Source organism: Hyphomonas sp. GM-8P (assembly GCF_003263315.1).
Lineage (GTDB): Bacteria > Pseudomonadota > Alphaproteobacteria > Caulobacterales > Hyphomonadaceae > Hyphomonas.
This window is the reverse complement of sequence record NZ_AWFE01000068.1, coordinates 1-19863: the sequence shown is the minus strand read 5'-3', so window position 1 is coordinate 19863 and position 19863 is coordinate 1. Positions and strand designations below refer to the sequence as shown.

22 protein-coding genes and 1 tRNA gene are annotated in these 19863 nt (G+C 60.8%); 10 read left to right on the top strand and 13 right to left on the bottom strand.

The annotated features are described in order from the left end of the window. The first annotated feature begins 209 nt into the window (after nt 1–209). Together HY26_RS09295 and HY26_RS09290 are read left to right on the top strand one after the other, a co-directional pair. On the top strand, nt 210–398 hold the full coding sequence (locus HY26_RS09295) for a DUF2061 domain-containing protein (RefSeq protein WP_034765374.1): 189 nt from the start codon (nt 210–212) through the stop codon (nt 396–398). A gap of 80 nt (nt 399–478) precedes the next feature. Continuing rightward, entirely contained in the window at nt 479–1303 is an 825-nt protein-coding gene (locus tag HY26_RS09290; protein WP_034765376.1) for a protein phosphatase 2C domain-containing protein, read from the top strand. On the opposite strand, the gene grpE is transcribed toward HY26_RS09290, so the two are convergent. The 6 genes from grpE to HY26_RS09260 form a co-directional block, all read right to left on the bottom strand. Then, a complete protein-coding gene (gene grpE, locus HY26_RS09285; RefSeq protein ID WP_034765379.1) occupies nt 1300–1857 on the bottom strand; it encodes a nucleotide exchange factor GrpE in 558 nt (185 codons plus the stop codon). The genes HY26_RS09290 and grpE overlap by 4 nt on opposite strands. Next, the gene (gene hrcA / locus HY26_RS09280; RefSeq protein WP_034765381.1) at nt 1857–2945 is read right to left on the bottom strand and encodes a heat-inducible transcriptional repressor HrcA; all 1089 of its coding nucleotides are present in this window, start codon (nt 2943–2945) and stop codon (nt 1857–1859) included. The genes grpE and hrcA overlap by 1 nt, the downstream gene beginning before the upstream one ends. Before the next feature lie 42 nt (nt 2946–2987). Further along, complete coding sequence (locus HY26_RS09275) at nt 2988–3212, bottom strand: SdpI family protein (protein WP_081813039.1); 225 nt, start codon at nt 3210–3212, stop codon at nt 2988–2990. 3 nt (nt 3213–3215) lie between these two features. Beyond that, entirely contained in the window at nt 3216–3701 is a 486-nt protein-coding gene (locus HY26_RS09270) for a DUF1648 domain-containing protein (protein ID WP_034765383.1), read from the bottom strand. Beyond that, complete coding sequence (locus HY26_RS09265) at nt 3698–3994, bottom strand: autorepressor SdpR family transcription factor (RefSeq protein ID WP_034765385.1); 297 nt, start codon at nt 3992–3994, stop codon at nt 3698–3700. Before HY26_RS09265 ends, HY26_RS09270 begins: the two co-directional genes overlap by 4 nt. 73 nt (nt 3995–4067) lie before the next feature. Beyond that, nucleotides 4068–5738 carry a formate--tetrahydrofolate ligase gene (locus HY26_RS09260; protein WP_034765387.1) on the bottom strand — a complete coding sequence of 557 codons (1671 nt, stop codon included), beginning with the start codon at nt 5736–5738 and terminating at the stop codon, nt 4068–4070. A gap of 90 nt (nt 5739–5828) precedes the next feature. Between HY26_RS09260 and rph the strand changes: the two genes are divergently transcribed. Further along, nucleotides 5829–6554 carry a ribonuclease PH gene (rph, locus tag HY26_RS09255; RefSeq protein ID WP_034765391.1) on the top strand — a complete coding sequence of 242 codons (726 nt, stop codon included), beginning with the start codon at nt 5829–5831 and terminating at the stop codon, nt 6552–6554. A 9-nt stretch (nt 6555–6563) separates the two neighbouring features. Here rph and HY26_RS09250 read toward each other — a convergent pair whose 3' ends face one another. From HY26_RS09250 to HY26_RS09240, 3 genes are read right to left on the bottom strand one after another with little or no spacing between them, the layout of a single operon-like run. Next, entirely contained in the window at nt 6564–6941 is a 378-nt protein-coding gene (locus HY26_RS09250) for a hypothetical protein (RefSeq protein ID WP_034765393.1), read from the bottom strand. A 2-nt stretch (nt 6942–6943) separates the two neighbouring features. After that, nucleotides 6944–7183, bottom strand: a complete 240-nt coding sequence (locus HY26_RS09245) for a helix-turn-helix transcriptional regulator (RefSeq protein WP_034765395.1) — start codon at nt 7181–7183, stop codon at nt 6944–6946. Between the two features lie 10 nt (nt 7184–7193). Next, nucleotides 7194–7715, bottom strand: a complete 522-nt coding sequence (locus tag HY26_RS09240; protein WP_051599824.1) for a DUF2975 domain-containing protein — start codon at nt 7713–7715, stop codon at nt 7194–7196. Nucleotides 7716–7849: 134 nt separating this feature from the next. Between HY26_RS09240 and rdgB the strand changes: the two genes are divergently transcribed. Beyond that, a complete protein-coding gene (gene rdgB, locus HY26_RS09235) occupies nt 7850–8455 on the top strand; it encodes an RdgB/HAM1 family non-canonical purine NTP pyrophosphatase (protein WP_034765398.1) in 606 nt (201 codons plus the stop codon). Next, on the top strand, nt 8452–9627 hold the full coding sequence (gene hemW, locus HY26_RS09230; RefSeq protein WP_051599825.1) for a radical SAM family heme chaperone HemW: 1176 nt from the start codon (nt 8452–8454) through the stop codon (nt 9625–9627). Before rdgB ends, hemW begins: the two co-directional genes overlap by 4 nt. 15 nt (nt 9628–9642) lie before the next feature. On the opposite strand, the gene HY26_RS09225 is transcribed toward hemW, so the two are convergent. Together HY26_RS09225 and ggt are read right to left on the bottom strand one after the other, a co-directional pair. Beyond that, on the bottom strand, nt 9643–10230 hold the full coding sequence (locus HY26_RS09225; protein ID WP_034765400.1) for a thymidine kinase: 588 nt from the start codon (nt 10228–10230) through the stop codon (nt 9643–9645). A gap of 20 nt (nt 10231–10250) precedes the next feature. After that, nucleotides 10251–12068, bottom strand: a complete 1818-nt coding sequence (gene ggt / locus HY26_RS09220) for a gamma-glutamyltransferase (RefSeq protein ID WP_034765402.1) — start codon at nt 12066–12068, stop codon at nt 10251–10253. Between the two features lie 80 nt (nt 12069–12148). Here ggt and HY26_RS09215 point away from each other — a divergent pair, with 80 nt between their 5' ends. From HY26_RS09215 to HY26_RS09205, 3 genes are all read left to right on the top strand, one after another. Beyond that, nucleotides 12149–13150, top strand: coding sequence for a P1 family peptidase (locus HY26_RS09215; protein ID WP_034765404.1), 1002 nt, complete (start codon nt 12149–12151; stop codon nt 13148–13150). 30 nt (nt 13151–13180) lie between these two features. After that, nucleotides 13181–14188: a trypsin-like serine protease gene (locus HY26_RS09210; RefSeq protein WP_034765406.1), complete on the top strand. Its 1008-nt coding sequence runs from the start codon at nt 13181–13183 to the stop codon at nt 14186–14188. A gap of 87 nt (nt 14189–14275) precedes the next feature. After that, a tRNA-Arg gene (locus HY26_RS09205) sits at nt 14276–14352 on the top strand. 174 nt (nt 14353–14526) lie between these two features. Here HY26_RS09205 and HY26_RS09200 read toward each other — a convergent pair. Both HY26_RS09200 and HY26_RS09195 read right to left on the bottom strand, forming a co-directional pair. Then, a complete protein-coding gene (locus HY26_RS09200) occupies nt 14527–15615 on the bottom strand; it encodes a glycosyltransferase family 2 protein (RefSeq protein WP_051599826.1) in 1089 nt (362 codons plus the stop codon). Between the two features lies 1 nt (nt 15616). Beyond that, nucleotides 15617–16900, bottom strand: a complete 1284-nt coding sequence (locus HY26_RS09195; RefSeq protein WP_065383161.1) for a glycosyltransferase — start codon at nt 16898–16900, stop codon at nt 15617–15619. A gap of 68 nt (nt 16901–16968) precedes the next feature. On the opposite strand from HY26_RS09195, the gene HY26_RS09190 reads away from it, so the two are divergent. Together HY26_RS09190 and HY26_RS09185 are read left to right on the top strand one after the other, a co-directional pair. Then, nucleotides 16969–18267, top strand: coding sequence for a glycosyltransferase (locus tag HY26_RS09190; RefSeq protein ID WP_081813041.1), 1299 nt, complete (start codon nt 16969–16971; stop codon nt 18265–18267). A 24-nt stretch (nt 18268–18291) separates the two neighbouring features. Next, a complete protein-coding gene (locus tag HY26_RS09185; RefSeq protein WP_034765411.1) occupies nt 18292–19797 on the top strand; it encodes a lipopolysaccharide biosynthesis protein in 1506 nt (501 codons plus the stop codon). Nucleotides 19798–19863: the final 66 nt, after the last annotated feature.

The following is a 19863-nucleotide window of genomic DNA, read 5'->3' as shown; positions in this document are numbered from 1 at the left end:
TCAACGCGTCACAAGAGGCCTGCGACGCCTTTTCCATGTCTCGCTGTGCTTTGCGGCCATAGACCGCGCCTATGGCAGCGAATTGCAGGATTTATTTGAGAATCATTCGCACTTGGGCCAGATTGGCCGGTGGAACAGGCGCTATTCATGGTCCTTACATGGTCTGTTCCTGGTGTTCTTCATGGTCTGGAGCGGGAGTTATCCAACAGATGTCATTGCAAGCGTTCAAGACGATGACCTACAGCCTGATGCACCTGTCAGTGGCGATGACGGTGGCCCTCATCCTGACCGGCAGCTGGCACGCCGCGCTGGCCATCGGCCTGATCGAACCGCTGGTGCAGACGGCCGCCTACACGCTGCACGAACGCGCCTGGGCCCGCGCCACGCCCGTCCGGTAACGTCTCAAAGCGTTCATGTGCGGGCGGGGGCGAACCGTGCTAGGCCTCTACCTGAAGGCGCATGACGAAAAGGCGGGGCGATGCAGCTGGAAGTCATCAGCACGGTGAACGACCCCGGCGTGCCGGGCAAAACAGGTGATGACCGGGCCGGATTCGACGCTGCCGCAGGCACCGCCTGGGTGTTGGACGGGGCGACCGATGTGACCGATTTGCGCCCGTTCCCGGCCTGCGAAAGCGGCGCGGCCTGGATCGCCGAAGCCCTGTCAGACCGGCTGATGCAGGGGCCTCAGAGCGGCGAGACACCCGAGGCCTATTTCGCCGCCGTCCTCGCTGATGTGCGTCAGCGCGCCGAAGCCGAAAGCCGGATTCCATTGGAGAAATTACCGGGCGAGGCCCTGCCAATCGCTGCAGGTATCTGGATGTGGCTGCAGGGCGACGAGGCGGTTTTTGTCTTCATGGGCGACTGCATGGCGCTCGTCCGGTCCGGGTCAGAGGTGCGCCTGATCGGTCATGCGGAAAAGGTGGAAGACGAGACCGCCGCAGCCCGCCGCGTGATGGCCCTGACGCCGGAAGAACGCATGGGTTGGCTGCGTCAGAGCCGGCGGCTCTCTAACGAAGTCGGAGGTGTTTTCGGTCTAGGCCCGGCGGTCGCCGGCAACCTCCAAATCCAGCGTGCGACGGTGAAACCGGGCCACGAAGTCTGCCTGGTGAGCGACGGCCTCTACCGGCTCATCTCGCCCTACGCGACGCACACGTTGGAAAGCCTGATGGCGGACCTGTCTGAGCGGGGTCTGCCCGCCCTGATCCGCGTGCTGCGCGACTTCGAAGACACGCCCCACGAAGACATCCCCCGCATCAAGCGCAGGGACGATGCTTCAGCGGTTTACCTGAAAATCGAAGTCTAGTTCGTGGAGCCTGCGCTGACGGCGACCATGGCGGCGCGCAGGACACGGTCGCCGATCTTCCAGCCGGTCTGGAACACGTCGTGGATCGTGCCCGGCGCCTGCGGGGAGGGGACGTTCGCCACGGCCTGGTGCAGGTTCGGGTCGAACGCGTCGCCGGGCAGGGCCGCGATCACGGACACGCCGTTGCGGGCCAGCGCCGTGTGCAGTTCTTTCTCCGTCATCTCGATGCCGCCGAGCAGGTTCTTGCCGGCTTCCGAGAGCGCGTCGCGATCCCCGTCCGGCAGGGCGGCGAGGGCGCGGGCGAGATTGTCGGAGACGCTGAGCAGGTCTGCCGCGAACTTCTCGATCGCATAGACCCGCGCATCGGCGACCTCTTTCTGGGCGCGCTTGCGGGTGTTGTCGAGATCAGCCAGCGTGCGCAGCAGCTGGCCGCGCATCTCTTCCTTTTCCGCTTCGAGGCGGAGGATCGTATCTTCCGGCGTCGCCTCTTCCGGGGCGGCGTTTTCAGGCGTTTCGACAGATTCCGTGTCTTCAGTCTTCGCTTCGTCGCTCATCATTTTCCGTCCTTGGCGCGGCGGCGGGAGAGGATCTCGCCCACGACCTTCGCTGTATAGTCTACCATCGGGATCACTCTTGCATAATTGAGCCGCGTCGGCCCAATCACGCCAAGGGCGCCGATGACCTGTTTTCCGCCTCCCATATAGGGCGCGACGATCACACTTGAACCTGATAGCGGGAAAAGCTGGTTTTCAGAGCCGATGAAGAGTCGCACCCCACCGGCTTCCCGTGTCGTATCGAGGATATCCAGCACGTTCTGTTGGCGCTCCAGCTCATTGAATAGCTGGCGTACGCGGTCGAGATCCTCGGCGGCTTTGGCATCTTCCAGCAGGTTTGCGCGGCCTCGCACAATCAGGGACCGGCCCCGGCCGGGTGTTTCGCCGCTCCATTGGGCGAGCCCCTGTTCGACAAGGCCGGCGGCAGTCACATCAAGCTGCGCACGGCGGGAGCTCAGCTCCTCCCGCACATCCTGTGCCGCTTCCGCGAGTGTGCGGCCCTTCATGCGGGTGGAGAGGTAGTTGCCCGCTTCGATCAGTGCCGTGGAAGGCAGGCCCTCGGGCACCTGGATGAAGCGGTTTTCGACATCGCCATCCTCGGTCAGCAGGATGCAGATGGCATCGCGCGGGCCGAGCGGCAGAAATTCGACATGGCGCACGGCGGCGTCGCGCTTCGGAGAGGAGACAAGGCCCGCGCCGCCCGCAAGGCCCGAAAGGATATCGGAGGCTTCGGACAGCACGTTCTCGAAGTCGGCGCCGGCCGATTTCAGGCGGTCGTCGATCGTCTGGCGGTCGGCCCGGGCGGGTTCACCGATCTCCAGGAAACCGTCCACAAAGAGGCGCAGGCCCATATGGGTCGGTGCGCGCCCGGCGGAGATGTGCGGTGCGTCCAGAAGGCCGAGCTCGGTCAGGTCCGCCATCACGTTCCGGATCGACGCAGGGGAGAGGGCGATGCTGCCCTTGGACAGGGTGCGCGAGCCGACAGGTTCCCCGGTCGCCAGATAGCCCTCGACGATCTCGCGGAAAATGTCCCGCGAGCGCTGGTCGAGGCGCTGCATCAGCGATTGTGTGTCCGGATGCGTTTGCATACCAAAATGGATAGGGGGCCGATGGCCCGCATTCAATAGGCCTCACACCGTGAGGTTGGTGCCATGTTCCCGATCCTGGGCGCTGCGCCATGCGAAATAGGAATAGATTACCGAAATGATCGCGGCGAGCCCGACCCAGGCGGTCAGCTGGACGGCCAGTAGCAGACCATCAAAAATGAACGCCCCGGCAAGGCCCAGCGCCCCTGCTGCCATGAACAGCGGCCCCGCCACCCGGTGCGTCTTTTCCCAAGCCGTATCGGACGACAGCGTTCACGGCGTGCGGATGCCAAAGAAGAAGCTGGACCGGGTCTTGGGCAGGTAATTTCCTACGATGATGAACAGGACCGAGGCCCCAGCGATGATCCAGCGAACCATCTGACCGGATCCCTCGGCAGCTTCTCCGACGCGGGTCATCTGAAGGGCGACACCGCCATGGATGCAGGTCAGCAGCACCATGACCGCCAGCCAGATCGCGACATAGCCGCGCCGGCCGGTTTCGATATTGCCCTTCCGCGGATCGATCGAGGGCAGGGCCGCCATTAGCAGGCCGACCGCCAGCGTGATCACCGGCAGGGTCCAGAGAAAGCGGATGGCTCCGGCTCGGTCAGTCCAGCGGTCGGGGGCGCCCGAAGGCCCCCAATGGATTGGAAATTCTCCGGAGGCCGGAAGCGCATGGATGGCTGCCACCGAGATGGCAACGCTGGCAGCTGTCGCCCCTAGGGTGATCAGAAGACCGTTACGGACAAAGGGTTTCATTCGGCTGCCTCCTTGATGGGGTCATCACCGTCATCCCGGCCGATCAAGCCGAGCAAGGCGGTGGCGGCGTCTTCCAGGACGCTGGTGTTGATACGGTAGAGGATCTGGTTGCCCTGCCGGTCGGCGGTCACCAGTTCGGCGTCCTTCAATACGGCGAGGTGGCGGCTCATGGTCGGCCAGCTCGTGTCGAATTCGGCAGCAAGATCGCCTGCAAGCTGCGGCCCCTTGCGCAGAAGCGCCAGGATCTGCCGGCGGGCAGGATGGGACAGGGCCTTGAAGACAGCGTTTTGCATTTCTGCTAATTAGCAAAAATGCTAATTAGGGTCCATTATGAAATTTCTGCGGGCAGAGCAGGGAGCTGTCACATTAGTAGAGGCCGTCGATTTCGCCGTCGGTATTGAGGGAAATGCCCTCGGCGGCCGGATGCCTGGGCAGGCCGGGCATGGTCATGATGTCCCCGCAAATGCCCACGACAAATCCGGCGCCTGCCGACAGGCGCACTTCCCGCAATTGCAGAACGTGTTTCTCCGGCGCCCCGACCAGTTTTGGATTGTTGGAGAAACTGTACTGCGTCTTGGCCATGCAGACCGGCAGATGGCCAAAGCCGGCCTCTTCCATTCGCCGGAGCGCCGCGCGGACATTGTCCGACGCCTCGACCTTTTCGGCACGATAGATTTCACGCGCCACGGTTTCGATCTTTTCGAGCAGGGGTGCCTCGTCCCGGTAGAGCAGTTTGAATTCTGCAGGCTTGGTATCGATTGTCTCGACGACCTTGCGGGCAAGGTCTTCTGCGCCGCGGCTGCCTTCAGCCCAATGCGTGCAGACCGACACCGGCACGCCCAGATCGTGGCAGTAGGCTTCAACCGCTGCCAGCTCGCTGGATGTGTCGGAGGTAAACCGGTTGATCGCCACCACCACCGGCACGCCGAATTTCTTCAGATTCTCGATATGTCGGCCAAGGTTGGCGAGCCCGGCTTCCAGCGCGCCATAGCCGACAGAGGCAGACTCCTTCAACGACAGTCCGCCATGCATTTTCAGGGCACGGACAGTAGCGACCAGCACGGCGGCAGATGGTGCGAGCCCGGCCTGGCGGCATTTGATGTTGAAGAATTTTTCGGCGCCGAGGTCTGCCCCGAACCCGGCTTCGGTGACGACATAGTCCGACATCTTCAGCGCGGCCTTTGTCGCGATGACCGAGTTGCAGCCATGCGCGATGTTCGCAAACGGCCCGCCATGGATGAGGACGGGATTGTTCTCCAGTGTCTGCACAATATTCGGCAGCAGGGCGTAGCGCAGTAGCGCCATGATCGCGCCCACAGCGCTGATGTCCTTCGCGGTGACTGGCACCCGGCCGCGCTTGTAACCGACCACGATCCGTTCCAGCCGTTCTTCCAGATCGTGGGCATCTTTGGCGAGGCAGAGAATGGCCATGATCTCCGAAGCGACCGTGATGTCGAAGCCGGATTCCATCGGCGAGCCGTTGCCGGAGCCGCCAAGTCCGGTCACGATCTGGCGCAGATTGCGGTCATTCATGTCCAGCACACGGCGCCAGGCAACACGGGTCGGTTCCAGTCCGGTTTCCGCGCCCCAGTGCAAATGGTTGTCGATCATCGCCGCCAGCAGATTGTGCGCTGACGTGATGGCGTGGAAATCACCCGTGAAGTGCAGGTTGATGTCGTCCATTGGAACGACTTGTGCACGGCCGCCGCCTGTGGCGCCGCCCTTCATACCAAAGCAAGGGCCGAGCGAAGGCTCGCGCAGGCAGAGCAGGGCGTTCTTGTCCAGACGGCGCAGCGCATCGGCGAGGCCGATGGAGGTCGTGGTCTTGCCTTCACCCGCCGGCGTCGGGTTGATCGCCGTCACCAGGATGAGCTTGCCATCCTTCTTTTGTTTCAGGCTGGCCAGGTAGTGGCTGCTGATCTTTGCCTTGTCGTAGCCGAAGGGGATGAGGTCCTGTGCGCCAATTCCCAGACGCTGACCGATCTGTCCGATAGGCAGTTTCTTCGCACCCCGCGCAATCGTGATGTCGCTGGTCATGGACCCCCGCTTTCTGTTCCCTAGGCGATCCGGTGTAGACAGGTGCGGCAAAACCCGCAATCAGGCGTGGCACCAAACAGGAGGTCCCCCATGAGCCAGCTCGTCCGCCCGTCAGGCCGCCCCTTTGACCAGATGCGCGAGATCGTCCTCGAGACCGAAGTGACCCGCTATGCGGAAGGCTCTTGCCTGGCGAAGTTCGGCAATACGCATGTCCTGTGCACGGCGAGCTGGGAAAACCGGGTACCGGGCTGGATGAAAGGGCAGGGGCGCGGCTGGGTGACGGCGGAATACGGCATGCTGCCGCGTGCGACGCACACCCGCGGTCGACGCGAAGCCGCGGCTGGAAAGCAGTCCGGCCGGACGCAAGAGATCCAGCGCCTGATCGGTCGCTCACTGCGCTCGGTCTGCGATCTTGCTGCCCTTGGCGAGAACCAGATCACGATCGATTGTGACGTGCTGCAGGCCGACGGCGGCACGCGGACAGCGTCCATCACGGGCGGCTTTGTCGCCTTGTCGCTGGCCTGCAAATACCTTGTCGATGAGGGCGTGATCCCGGCGAACCCGATCGTGAAACAGGCCGCCGCCATCTCGGTCGGCGTCTATCAGGATCATCCCGTTCTGGACGTGGATTACCCGGAAGACTCGGCAGGCGAGGCTGACATGAATGTTGTCATGAGTTCTGACGGCGGCTTCATCGAAGTTCAGGGCACCGGCGAGGAGCGTCCGCTGACACGCGTCGAGCTGGATGAAATGCTGCGTCTTGCCGAGAAGGGCTGTAACGAACTGTTCGCCGCCCAGCGTGCGGCGCTCGCCTAAGCAGGCAGCTCAATAGCGCGGCTTCGGCCCGCCCAGCATGTCGCCGAGTGTTCGTACGGTGGCTGTCGCGACCTGCATCGGGGTCGGCTTGCGGCGGTGCGCGTGGCGGACGAAGTGGCCGCAATTGGACCCGAACAGGTCATATTCCTTGCCGAGATGGCGCCGGGCACGCAGCTCGACATGATACCCTTCGAGATCGCTGTAGCGGCCATGCAGGCGCACATCACGTCCGGCTGAAAAAGCTTCGAAGCTTTGTTCCACCACGCCGCCATGCAGGCGCGAATTGCAGATCACGGTCCCGCGTGAAGTCACGACGCCATAATGTCTGAGCACACCGCCAAAGCGGATCGAGACGACATCTCCTGAATCGTAGAGACCGTCCCGCATCGCTATTCCGCCGCGACGCGTTCGGTGGCGCCGTCATCTTCGGAGTCAAAGATGAGGATGTCTCCCGGCTGACAGCCGAGTTCCCGGCACAGTGCTTCCAGGGTGGAGAAGCGAATGGCTTTCGCCTTGCCGGTTTTGAGGATGGAAAGATTGGCGAGCGTCACGCCGACACGTTCCGACAGTTCCGTCAGGGACATGCGGCGGTCTAACAGGACACGATCGAGGGTTACGCGAATAGACATGGCTACCCTCCTATATGGTCATTTTTTCTTCGTCGCGAAGGCGTGTGCCTTCCCGGAAGACTTGGCTGAGAATGAACAGGGCGGCCACAGACGCCCAGGCGATAAGGTCAACGGAAAATTCAAGCGATGTACCGGTGACCATCAGCCCCACGAAGATGGCGATGACGTACCGCATCAGCTGGGTAATGGCGATTGCGATGGCGATGCGGGTGAGGCGAACGGCATTTTCCGGCACGAACGGATCGCCCGCCGCGAGAGTTGCCAGTATCTTGCGCAATTCGAGGCTCACAAAAACCACCGCACAGACCACGACCAGCACACCGACCAGGCCGGCGGCAAGTTCGGGAACGGAGATATCGTGATCGTCGACCTTGATGGCGCCGATGCTGATGGGAGACCCGGAGAGCATCGAAACGAGTTCAATACCGCCGGCCAGGAGAACGATGGCGCCGATGGCAGCCGTCATCCACATGACGACAGTGACGAGGACTGTCATGATCGCCGCCATGGAATTGCGCGTTTTACCTGTCATGCCTTCTTCTCTTCATCCTTTCCGCTGGATGATCTATGCCGGACTGAGCGTTGCTTCTCTACAAGCTCTTACCGAATAACGATATAGGAATTTGTGACGAAAGCAAGAATGGAACCATTTCAGAAGGGCGAAATATGACACATCGCACCCTGTCCTCCGGCAGGTTGATCGCCGCCACACACAACAAGGGAAAAGTGAGGGAACTCAAGGACTTGTTCGAGCCCTTGGGTCTCGAAGTTGTCTCTGCTATTGATCTGGACCTGCCAGAGCCTGAAGAAACTGAGAGCAGTTTCACCGGCAATGCGCTGCTGAAAGCGCGGGCCGCGGCGGCCGAAACGGGCGCACCGGCCCTGTCGGACGATTCCGGGCTGTCGGTCACTTTGCTAGACGGAGCCCCCGGCATTTACTCCGCAAGGTGGGCAGGCGAGCCGCGCGATTTTGGTGTTGCCATGGCCCGGGTGGAGCAAGAGCTGCAGGCGGCCGGCAATTCAGACCGGTCTGCCAAATTCGTCTGCGCGCTCGCCGTCGCCTGGCCGGATGGGCATGAGGAAGTCTTCGAGGGCGAAGTGCATGGACAGCTTGTCTGGCCGCCGAGAGGGCAGAAGGGCTTCGGCTATGACCCGATCTTCGTCGCCGATGGAGAAACGATCACCTTCGGCGAAATGGATCCGGACCGGAAACATGCGATGAGCCACCGCGCCGATGCTTTCCGCAAATTGAAGGCGGCGCTTCTGTCGTGACGGACGACGCCCTGCATCCTTTCGGTCCGCATTTCGGGTTTGGCCTCTATGTGCATTGGCCCTATTGCGCGCGCATCTGCCCGTATTGTGATTTCAATGTGTATGCCGCAAAGGACCGTGATCCGTCCTTGCTGGTCGACGCGATCTGCACCGATATTCGCGAGCACCGCCAGCGCATGCCGGAGCATGGCGCGCTGGACTCTGTCTATCTCGGCGGCGGGACGCCATCGCTGCTGGCGCCAGAAGATGTCGAGCGCATCCTGATAGCTGCGGATGATGTGTTCGGTGTGAAACCGGGCGCGGAAGTCACGCTGGAAGCGAATCCGAACGATGTGATGCGGGCCGATCTTACGGGCCTGAAAAGTGCCGGCGTGAACAGGCTTTCCGTTGGTGTCCAGTCATTGCGCGATTCAGCGCTGGCCTTTCTCGGCCGTGATCATGATGCCGACGGCGCGCGGGCGAGCGTTGCGCGGGCGATGCGCGTGTTCCGGTCTGTCAGCGTCGACCTGATCTATGCCCGGCCCGGTCAGCAGACGGATGACTGGCAGAACGAACTGGAAGACGTGCTGGCCATGGGCATGCCGCACCTGTCTCTCTACGAGCTGACCATCAAGGAAGGGACGGCGTTTGGGCTTGCCGTCGGGCGGGGCCAGATCAACCCCATGCCCGACGATGATCAGGCCGACATGTTCGAGCTGACACAGGATCTTCTGGAGAAGGCAGGATTGCCGGCCTATGAAGTATCCAATCATGCCATGTCGCCGGAATACCAATCCGTGCACAATCTCATCTACTGGCAGGGCGGGGACTGGATCGGAGCAGGGCCCGGCGCGCATGGCCGCGTGACCGTGAGCGGGCATCGCTATGCCTATGAGGCGCACCGCCGCCCCGAAGTCTACATGGCCAATGTCCAGGCGCTCGGCTCCGGCTGGGGCGATGCTGAGCGGCTGGATGCAAATGCGATCGCGCAGGAGTTGCTGGCCATGGGGCTACGTCCCGCGAGCGGCATTGACGTGGCGCGGATCGAGGCCGTGTCCGGCAGGCCGGTATCGCGTGAAAAAATTGCCGTCTTCGTCGATCAGGGCTGGGTCAATTTCGACCAGGGCGTCCTGTCGCTGACGCCATCGGGCCGATTGCTGGCCGACGCGCTGACAGCCCAGCTAGCGTCCTGATCCCGCGGGTCGGCCTTATGCGGGAGGCTGGCGCCCCATTCTTTCTTCCCAGTGCCGTCGGCACAGCGAGACATAGACCGATTTTCCGATGGAGACCTGGTCGCCTTCGGTCAGGGCTTTCCCGTTCGGACCCAGACGCGCAACCATGGTCGCCTTGCGCCCGCATTCGCAGATCGTACGGACTTCGCGCAGTGAGTCTGCGATCGCGAGCAGGGCAGCGGAGCCCTCGAACAGTTCGCCGCGGAAATCCGTGCGCAGGCCGTAGGCCAGAACCGGCACATCCAGGCGGTCAGCTACACGGGCGAGCTGCCAGGCCTGATCTTTCGTCAGGAACTGGGCCTCATCGACGAAGATCGCATCGATGCGGTGTTCGGCCTGCCTGTTCTTCACCAGGGAGAAGAGATCTGTTTCGTTCGTGTACAGTGTGGCATCGGCGCTGATGCCGATGCGGGACGAAATATGGCCGGCGTCGTCGTCCTTGTAGAGGGCCGACGTGAGCAGGAGGACATCCATTCCCCGCTCACGATAATTATACGCCGCCTGAAGCAGAATCGTCGACTTTCCTGCATTCATGGCGGCGTAGGAAAAATAGAGCTTGGCCATAGGAGATGAGGCGTTGTCGTCTATTCGAGGGCGCGTGCAACCCCGTCACGGCGCGGGTCCGCCCCGCCTTCCAGGCCATCTTCGCGCACGATGATGACATGCAGACCGGAATTCTCGCCCTGACGTTCTTCGACATTGTAGCCCATCTCACGCAGGGCTTCGGCCGCTTCCGGTCCACCTTCGCGGTCGACTTCCACGCCAACCACATCGCCGCGGGCGATAATGTTCGGCAGGTCGATGGATTCCTGCGCCGACTTGCCCCATTCGAGCACACCGACCAGCGTCTTGGCGACATAGGCGACAATGGAGTTTCCTCCCGGCGAACCGGTGACCATGAACAGATCACCATCCGGATCGAAGACGAGCGTCGGCGACATGGACGAACGCGGGCGCTTGTTGCCCGCAACGGCGTTGGCGACCGGCTTGCCGCCTTTCGTAGGCTCACGCGAGAAATCGGTCAGCTGGTTGTTCAGCACGAAGCCGTGAACCATCACCGAGTTTCCAAAGGCTGATTCCACGGTCATCGTCATGGAGACGGCATTGCCGTACGGGTCGATGATCGAGAAATGCGTCGTGCCCGGACGATGATCAGTCGGGTCCTCACCCCACATCTGGCGCATCGGGCCACGGCCGAGTGCGATCCCCGGATCGCCCGGCGTTGCATGCTCGTCCGGTGCGAAGACTTCAGTCGCGCGCACGTCGAGATATGTCGGATCGATCAGTTCTGCGGCCGGGACCGGGACGAAATCGGCGTCGGCGACATAATGGTCGCGGTCGGCATAGGTCAGGCGCTGGGCATCAACGAAGGCTTTCAGGAAACCTTCCTCGGTTGCGTCTTCTTCGCTGGTCGGCTTGAGCCGGTCGTACAGGCCGAGGATCATGTTCTGCGTCACGCCGCCGGAAGATGGCGGCGGGGCTGAACATACCTTGTAGCCATCTGGCTCCACACCGCAGAGCGCTGGACGGACAGCGACCTCATAATTGGCGAGGTCCTCTACCGTCATTGCACCTGGCAGGGACGGGTCGTGGGATACGGCATAGGCGATCGATTCAGCGATCTCTCCGGAATAGAAGGCGGCCGGGCCTTCGGTTGCAACGCGCTTCAGCGTTTCGGCGTAGGCTGGATTTGTCTTGATCGCCCCCTCCGCCAGCGGTACGCCATCCGGATAGAAGTAGGCTGAGGATTCCGGGAGATCATCGAGCCGGACGTATTGTTGAAGGCGGTCGCTGGCGAGCGTGGCAGCGAGCTTGCGTTCTACCACGAAACCGTCTTCGGCGAGCTTGATCGCAGGCTGGAAGAGTTCGTCCCAATCCAGTTTGCCAGCAGCATCATGGGCGGATTTGTACAGTGCGACTGCGCCCGGTACGCCCACCGACCGACCGGACTGCCAGGAGGAGATGTAGTCCATCACCTCGCCGTCTTTCATGAAATATTCCGGTGTGGCTGCGGCCGGCGCGCGCTCACGTCCGTCGAACACGGTGATCTCGTCGCTCGCATGGTCATAATAGACCATGAAACCACCACCGCCGATGCCGGAGCTCTCCGGTTCCACAAGGCCAAGCGCGGCATGCACCGCAATTGCCGCATCGACCGCTGTGCCACCCTTGCGCAGCATCTCCAGACCAGCTTCGACGGCTTCAGGATTTGCCGCCGCTACCATGGCGCCTTTGGTCCAAGCAGTTGCGTCGACGGCTTCCGGCGCCGCTTCCGAAGTCTGGCTGGCGGCTGCGTCTGCCGCGCTCTGAGCCGCTTCGGATGCCGAGACATCCTGCTTCCCGTTCGGTGCCGCGCAGGCTGACAGGAGGAGGGCGGCAAGGAGGGGGCGGGCGATCTTCATGGCAGTGTCCTTGGCTTGCGTGAGTCGCGGCGGACCTTAAGAGAGTGAATCCCAAAGGGAAAGACCGACAGGACATTGCAATGGCCACAGCAGCCGGGAAACGGAATCTCATCACTGATGTCGCAGGTGTGCGTGTCGGACAGGCACAAGATGCCCGCATCGATACAGGTGTCACAGTGATCCTGCCGGACACTCCCGTGATTGCCGCCTGTGCTGTCGCCGGGGGAGGGCCGGGAACTCGGGAAACGGACCTGCTTTCAGCTGGCGCAATGGTGGACCATGTCGATGCAATTTTCCTTTCCGGCGGGAGCGCATTTGGACTGGGTGCAGCTGATGGCGTGATGGCGGGTCTCAAAGAGGCGGGACGCGGGTTCAGCCTGGTCGAACGGCCCGGTGTGCCGCCCACGCCCATCGTGCCCGGAGCCATTCTGTACGATCTGGCGAATGGGGGCGACAAGAACTGGACCGGTATTGCGCCTTATGCGGCGCTTGGCCTTGAGGCTTTCAAAACCGCTTCGAAAGATTTCGACCTCGGGCGCGCTGGGGCGGGGCACGGCGCGCGCGCGGGCCAGCATCCGGGCGGCACGGGCTCGGCCAGTGCCGTGACGGCGGAGGGGTTCACCGTTGGAGCGCTCGCGTGTGTGAACGCCTTCGGTTCGGTCTTGATGCCCGGAACTGACGTTTATTGGGCCTGGCCGTATGAACTGGACGGTGAGTTTGGCGGAGTGCGGCCTCCGGCAGATTTCGCGATGGATCCGGACGATTGGGGTGCGGCGAAGGTCAATCCGGTCCTCGGCCAGAACACAACGATCGCCTGTGTTGCAACAGACGCTCCGCTGACGCCTGCCCAGGCCAGCCGGATTGCTCAGATGGCTTTATCGGGATTCTCCCGTGCAATCCGGCCGGTATTTGCACCCTTCGACGGAGACGCGGTATTCGTGCTATCAACCGCAAGTGAAGCCTTGCCGGCTCCGGACCCGTTGACTGTGACCCGGATCGGAGAGTTAGCTGCCTCGACTTTGGCCCGGGCGATTACGCGCGGCGTGCATGAGGCGCGGCGGCAGTCCGGCGCAGTGGCCTGAGGGGACGAAGCAGGGGGAGGACGTTTCCGCATGAGACCAACCTGGAAATGGGGGTTCGCCCTCGGTGCAGTGGCGCTTGCCACGGCTTGTGTGGTGGGTGGACGTGAAGCGAATCCAGATGACTGGCCGGGTATCGTTTCGCTCCAGTCTCAGCAGGGCAGGAATATCTATCATGAATGCGGTGCCTCGATGATTTCTCCGGAATGGGCCCTGACGGCGGCCCATTGCGTGGAAACAGTGCGGATTGAATCAGAAACAGGACGAGCCGCCCAATACCTTCCGGATGACCGGGGTGATCTTAAGCGCTTCGGACCGCTGTACGCCGTTGTCGGCGCAGGAACGCTGCTGGAGACGCCAAAGGACGCATCCTTTCCGGTAGACCGGATCGTCATCCACCCAGGCTATCGGTCCGGGCATGCCGAGTTGGGGGACGACCTTGCCCTCCTTCACATTGTCGGGCGCTGGGATGGCCCGCTTTCCCGCCTGGACGGGTTGACGGGCCGGGCACCCGACCCGGACTCGGCGCAAACCGAAGTCGTTGTGGCCGGATACGGGAACACAGAGGAACAGGGCAGCCAGGAAGAAGGCTTCAACCGGACAGGGCGGCACGTCAGCGCGCCAAGTCTCGCGCTGATGGAAGGCTTGGTGCCGCCGGTCGCCCCGGAGACGTGCAAACAGCAAATTGCCACGCTGATTGATAAATACGGGCTGGACCAGGAATTTGCCGGGGTCAGCGTTGATCCGGCGCTGCAGATCTGTGCCGGTAGCGGCGGAACGGATTCCTGCCAGGGTGACAGTGGCGGCCCGCTGGTGGCGCGGACATGGGAAGAGGGCCCCGTGCAAATCGGTGTGGTCAGTTGGGGGCTCGGCTGCGCTCGGCAGGACAGTCCTGGCGTTTATTCCCGCGTTTCTGCCTATGCGGAATGGATTTCCGGTGAAACGGGAATCGAACCGGACCTTGAGACACCCTCATCCCATCGCCCGGAATATGATTTGCCGCCTGGAGGGGAGAACGGCTCAGGCCACACCGAAGAATAAATTCATCCGATATTGCTGCAGAAGGCGGGGAAAACAGGCTTGCATCCCTTTTGGGCTGACTGTATGTGTCCGCCTTCCTTTTGGCAGGCACCCGTAGCTCAGCTGGATAGAGCACCAGACTACGAATCTGGGGGTCGGGCGTTCGAATCGCTCCGGGTGCGCCATTTTCCTTTAAACAATGAATCGGTTTCGGCGGTATCCCGTTCATTTGGGGCGCTGAAGACTATGTTGCGGCCCCGCATCCCCAATTCATTGGGGTCAGGTTTTGGAAACAAGAAATCAGTGACAAACGCATTGTCGTGCGTTTGCCACCGATCCGGTCTGATGGAAGCTTTCCGCTATGCTGCGGAGCTGACCTTCATGGCTTCTTGCGGCTCACTTTCCGAGGTGGCCAGCCCGGAGGATTGATAGTCCCGGGCCTGCTGTTTTACGAGCCGGGCGCCGATAAAATACAGGATGGGCATAATCAGCTCGACGCCAATCTGCTGCACCTTGTAGCTGCGACCGATAATCGGAATACTCCGGATGATCGGCTTGGCGACCCCGGCGCGATAGCGCCAGTCCCTCTTGCCCATATAGTTCTTGAAGTACGGATCGTTCTCCAGTTTCCATTTTTTCTGAAGATGGTTCAGGCTTTGGCGCTGCCAGTCCGGTGACCAGCGCAACATGAAGAAGGCGCGGTCCATCGGCTCAACAGCGTATGTGTTGCTTGGTACACAGAAGGAAACGACGGAGGATGGCTCCAGCATGATCCGGCCGCCTTTGGCCCAGACATTGATGCTGAAATCAATATGATCCTTGGAGCACGGCATGTTCTCATCAAACTCGCCAAGCCACGCAAAGGCGTTACGCCGTACCAGGAAGCAATGAACCTCGGTCACCTGAATTTCGGTGCGCTTGAGGTCGACATCCTTGATCTTCTCGCCCTGGTGTTTGAGGTGGCTGTCCGTGAGACGATGTTGTTCCTCTGTGCCATTGAAGAACGCATCCATGTCTTCTGCGAAGTCACCACCGGCCTGGTGAATTTCCGTGAACATGGGCAGTCCCTGGCAGATCAGGGGCTGGACGACTTCTGCGCCGGTTTCTTCTGCGCAGGTCACCGCGTTTACCAGCCAGTCTTCAGAGACCATCACGTCGTTTTCACAGTATGCGACGTAGGGTGTCGTCGCGAGGCGCAGACCGATATTCCGGGCCTGGCAGGGCGCCAGAAAATGATCATAGCGCAGATACCGGAACCCGTTTTTCTCGCAGATGGCACGGATTTCTTCCGCAACAGCTTTAGGGCTGCCGGCATCCACATAAATCAGGTCATAGGGACCGGTCGTCTTCTCGACGAGATTGTTCAGTGAGCGGGACGCCAGACTGAACCGGTCACGTGCGGTGACGATGACGGTGGCCTTGGTCTCAGTGTTCGTTGTCGAAGTCATTTCAGGCAGCTTCCTTTGCAAGACCGGCAGCATCACCGGGAGTGGAGGAGGGGGGCATCAGAATGGAGTTGTAAACGTCGATCAGGGCATCGGTCGTTCGCGGCAGCGCATAGGTGGTCTCAACGACCTGGCGGGCATTGGTGAGCATTTGCGGCCAACGGGCCTGCATACCGAGGATGCGGTGGATGGCATGCTCAAGCGCATCGACACTGCCTTCTTCGCACTGCACGCCGGTCTCACCGTCGATCACGAGTTCCGAGATGCCGCCATGACGGGTTCCCACGACCGGACGGCCGATCGCCATCGCTTCCTTCAGTGTGTTGACGGGTCCGTCCTGGCTGCCTTTTGAGCAGGTCATGGACGGCGCGAGGAAAACGTCACACTGGCGAATGAATTCCGCGATGGCCTTGTGACTTTGAGCGCCATGAAACGTCACGGCTTCGCCAAGCCCGCAATCGCGCGCCCGTTGCTCCAGTTCGGCACGCATGTCGCCGTCACCCACTATGTCGACAGCGATGCCGCGTCCGCTTGCCCGCGCGTATCGTGAGAGCGCAGCCAAAGCGACGTGAAATCCCTTACGCTCGATCAGGCGCCCGACCATGAGAAACCGGATGTCGCCATTGGAAACTTCGCTAATCGGCTGGAATGGGAAGCTTTCGAGGCGCATGCCCGACTCGACGATGCTGATCCGGTCTTCCGGACAGCCGATCGCGATTGCGCGTTGGCGGAAATATTCGGAATTTGAGATGAAGGCGTCAGCTTCCGGCCAGATATGATCGTACAGATGCTCACCCTGGGACGTAACCAGTTCGGAAATGTCATATCCCCGGAAATTGACAACCAGGTGACCGGACAGGAAACCCGCCCGGCGGTGTTTTATGACATGCTCTGCAAGCGGCGCGAATTGACAGTGGATGATGTCGTAATGCGCGTCTGACGGCAACTGAGCGGCCTGGTAAACGGCGGACAGGTTCAGGAATGTCCGCCGGTAAATGCCCGGCTGCATTCTGACCAGGCTGCCCATGCCATGCCGGGATACCAAATCCTTCAGAGTGCCGGGCAGCTTGCGCCAGCGATCAGAGAGATTGTCCGGCCAACGCATGTTTATCGTCGATTGTTCGAGGTGCAGGGGTTCGACTTCCGGAACAGAAAGTCCGGTCGCGTCGACATTCCCGATTCCGTACAGGTCAACGTCGTGCCCGGCTTCTACCAGGGCAGCCGCACTGTTCGCGATAAAGGCCTCCGACATCATCGGAAAAGCGTTTGTAAAGAACGCGATTTTCAATGCGAACTCCTCTCGGTTGCGCCGCTGTCGCTCTTTGATGGTGTTCGCTGCGTTTCGTGCCGTTTGGCATGCAGGTTGCAGGTTTGGAGACCAACGACGGAGCCACTTTTCAGTCTGATCCCAAGCAAGTCCGATGCCAGTCGAAAACGGCCGAAGACCAGGAAAGCGCTCAAGCAGAAGGAAGACCAATGCCCCCGAATTCGGTCACCGTTCTCGTTCCGACCTTCAATCGGGCCGAGTTGCTGCTGGAAGCGTTGGATTCCATCCTGGCGCAGACGAGGCGGCCGGATGAGATCATCGTCATCAATGATGGATCGACGGATGACACGATTGATCGCCTGAAAGCTTATCGAAATGACGTTTCAATCCTGAATCAGGAAAATGCCGGAAAATCGGCGGCGCTCAACAAGGCTTTGGAAGTTGCGAGAGGCGACCTGATCTGGGTGTTCGACGATGATGATATCGCCGAACCTGACGCGCTCGAGATCCTGCTTGAACTTCTGGAAGCAAACCCTGAGGCCGACTTTGCGTACGGCCGGCACGATCGATTTACAATTGCGCCGAACGGTCATGTGAAATGGAGCGACACAGGCTACTGGAGCGAAAGCCTGCCGGAAGATTTTCTTTTTGAGACGCTCCTCGACATGTTTGCGCACCAGCCAGGCATGCTGGTTCGGAAATCCTTGTACCGTAAAGTCGGTCCCTTTGATGAGACGCTGATCCGGTCTCAAGACTACGACATGCTGCTGCGGCTTGCCCAGCATGGCCGCCCCGCGTCCACAGAACTCGTCGTGTTCCACCAGAGGCAACACAATCGGCCACGCGGAACCGCCAGCAATGTGGTGGACGCAGCGGACCGCGATTCAAACTGGCGGCGCTTTGACAGGGAAATTTTCTCCCGGATCGATAAGGCCCTTCCTCTTGGCAAATACCTGCCAGCGGATTGCTCTCTGATCGAAACGGGGATGACCCGGTGGGCATTGATTCGCCGGGGGGTCGTCATGATCAGGAAGGGTATGTGGGAGGAAGCCAGCAAGGATCTGCATAGCGCCGCCTCGATATCCGGCGACCCGCTCGCCAGGGTTGAGATTGCGGATCTGCGCAAGGCTCTGATGATGAAGTATGGCGGAGAGGAGCGGTTTATCGATGAAGAAGCGAGTGCTCTGCTCTTTGATATCAAGCAATCGTCGCCTGTTGGTGCTCAAATTGCGCGCGCTGTCGCCCGGGCAATGGTGTGGCGCATCCGTCTTTCCTTGCAAACCGGGAAATTCTCACAAGCATTCAGGCTTGCTTCACTTGTGTTGCGTCTGAGTGTGCCCAGCGGGCTCGCTCCTCGGGAGGTTCCGTCCTCCTATGCCGGAAGGTAGACCTGTTATGGCCCGGAGTTTTTCATGAGCCCTAACCTGCTTAAAAAAGCTGGACAGGCTGTCGCGCTCAACGCGATTGCAAACTGGGTCACACTGATCGGGTCCCTGCTTTCAATCGTCGTTATCGCCCGCATCCTGACGCCGGACGACTACGGCGTGTTTGTGATGGCGCTTGTGATCGTGACCCTGCCGGATGCGATCGCATCCGGAACGTTGGGTGACGCCCTCGTTCAGCGCAAGGAATTGCGGCCGGGACATCTGAACTCGGTTTTCCTTCAGTCGTTCCTGTTTTCGATCGTCTCATGGGGAGTGCTCATCCTTCTGGCACCCCTGATCGCCAGGGCCTACGGCGAGCCATCTGTGGTGCCGGTTTTGATCACTACTGGCGCTGTTCTGCCGATTGGTGCTGTAATTGCTGTCCCGGCTGCGATGTTGCGGCGGGAGTTACGATACAAGGAAATCACGATCGTTGATATTCTTGGCACCGTAACGGCCGCTGTGATCGGGGTCGTCATGGCCCTGATGTGGCGAAACGAATGGGCGCTGGTGGGAATGGAGCTGTCCCGACGCATCGTGCGCCTGGTCGGTTTTCTTTTCTTCGCGCGATGGGTGCCCAAAGTGCAATCCAGCTGGCTGGATTTCAAAGAGCTGATCAATTTCAACCTCGTCAATGGCACAGGGAATATCCTTCAGACATTCGACCAGATGCTGCCAAAAACCCTGATCGGCATGACACTCGGATCCCATGCGGTTGGCGTGTTCAATTTGCCGACCCGTCTGTTCCAGCAGGCCAACCAGGCCTTGATTGCACCGTTCGCCGCTGTTGCAATGCCAGTTGCGTCGGCCATGCAGGATAGCCGTGAAAATCTGCATCAGGCCATGGATAGTGCAATCCGGATGTCTGCGTTGCTGGCGTATCCGACCTTCATGGGCGCTTTTGTGGTCGCACCTGTCGCTATACCGGTTGTATTCGGCGAACAGTGGACGCCGAGTGTACCGATTTTCCAGATCTATATGGTGATTGGCTTGCGCGCGCCCATCACAGCGATTGTGATGGGGGTCTTCCGTGGCGTAGGCCGGCCGGATGTCGTCGCGTGGATCACTCTGACATCCATTATCGCGACATCTGTGCTGCTCGCCCTTACTTATCAGTATGGTCTGGTTGCCATTGCTTTCGCCTTGCTTGCGAAACAGGTCATCACGTTCATCCTCAGTACCTGGATGATCCAGCGCGTTGTCGGCTTCAGCGTTGTTCGCCAGCTGGTGGCCGGTTCTTCCGCTTTCTTCGCCTCTTGTGTCATGGGCGTGGTGGTTTGGCTCTTCATGGATTTTATGCCAGATGGTGCGAACCCGCTGCTTCATGTCATCGCCACGGTAGTAGTCGGCGCGCTGGTCTATCCTGTGGCGCTTTACTTCTTCATGCCAAGGCTTGGGCGGCATATCCTGCGAGCGGTGCGTATACTCTTGTCAGGCCAGCCGCGCGAAGCATTGAAAACCGTTCGCGGTGCCCTGGCAGGGCAGGGCGGCTGACCGTCGGCAAATACATCGCCGAATTTTCGATCTGGAATGAGCGGCTCGAGACATGGGTGACAGATT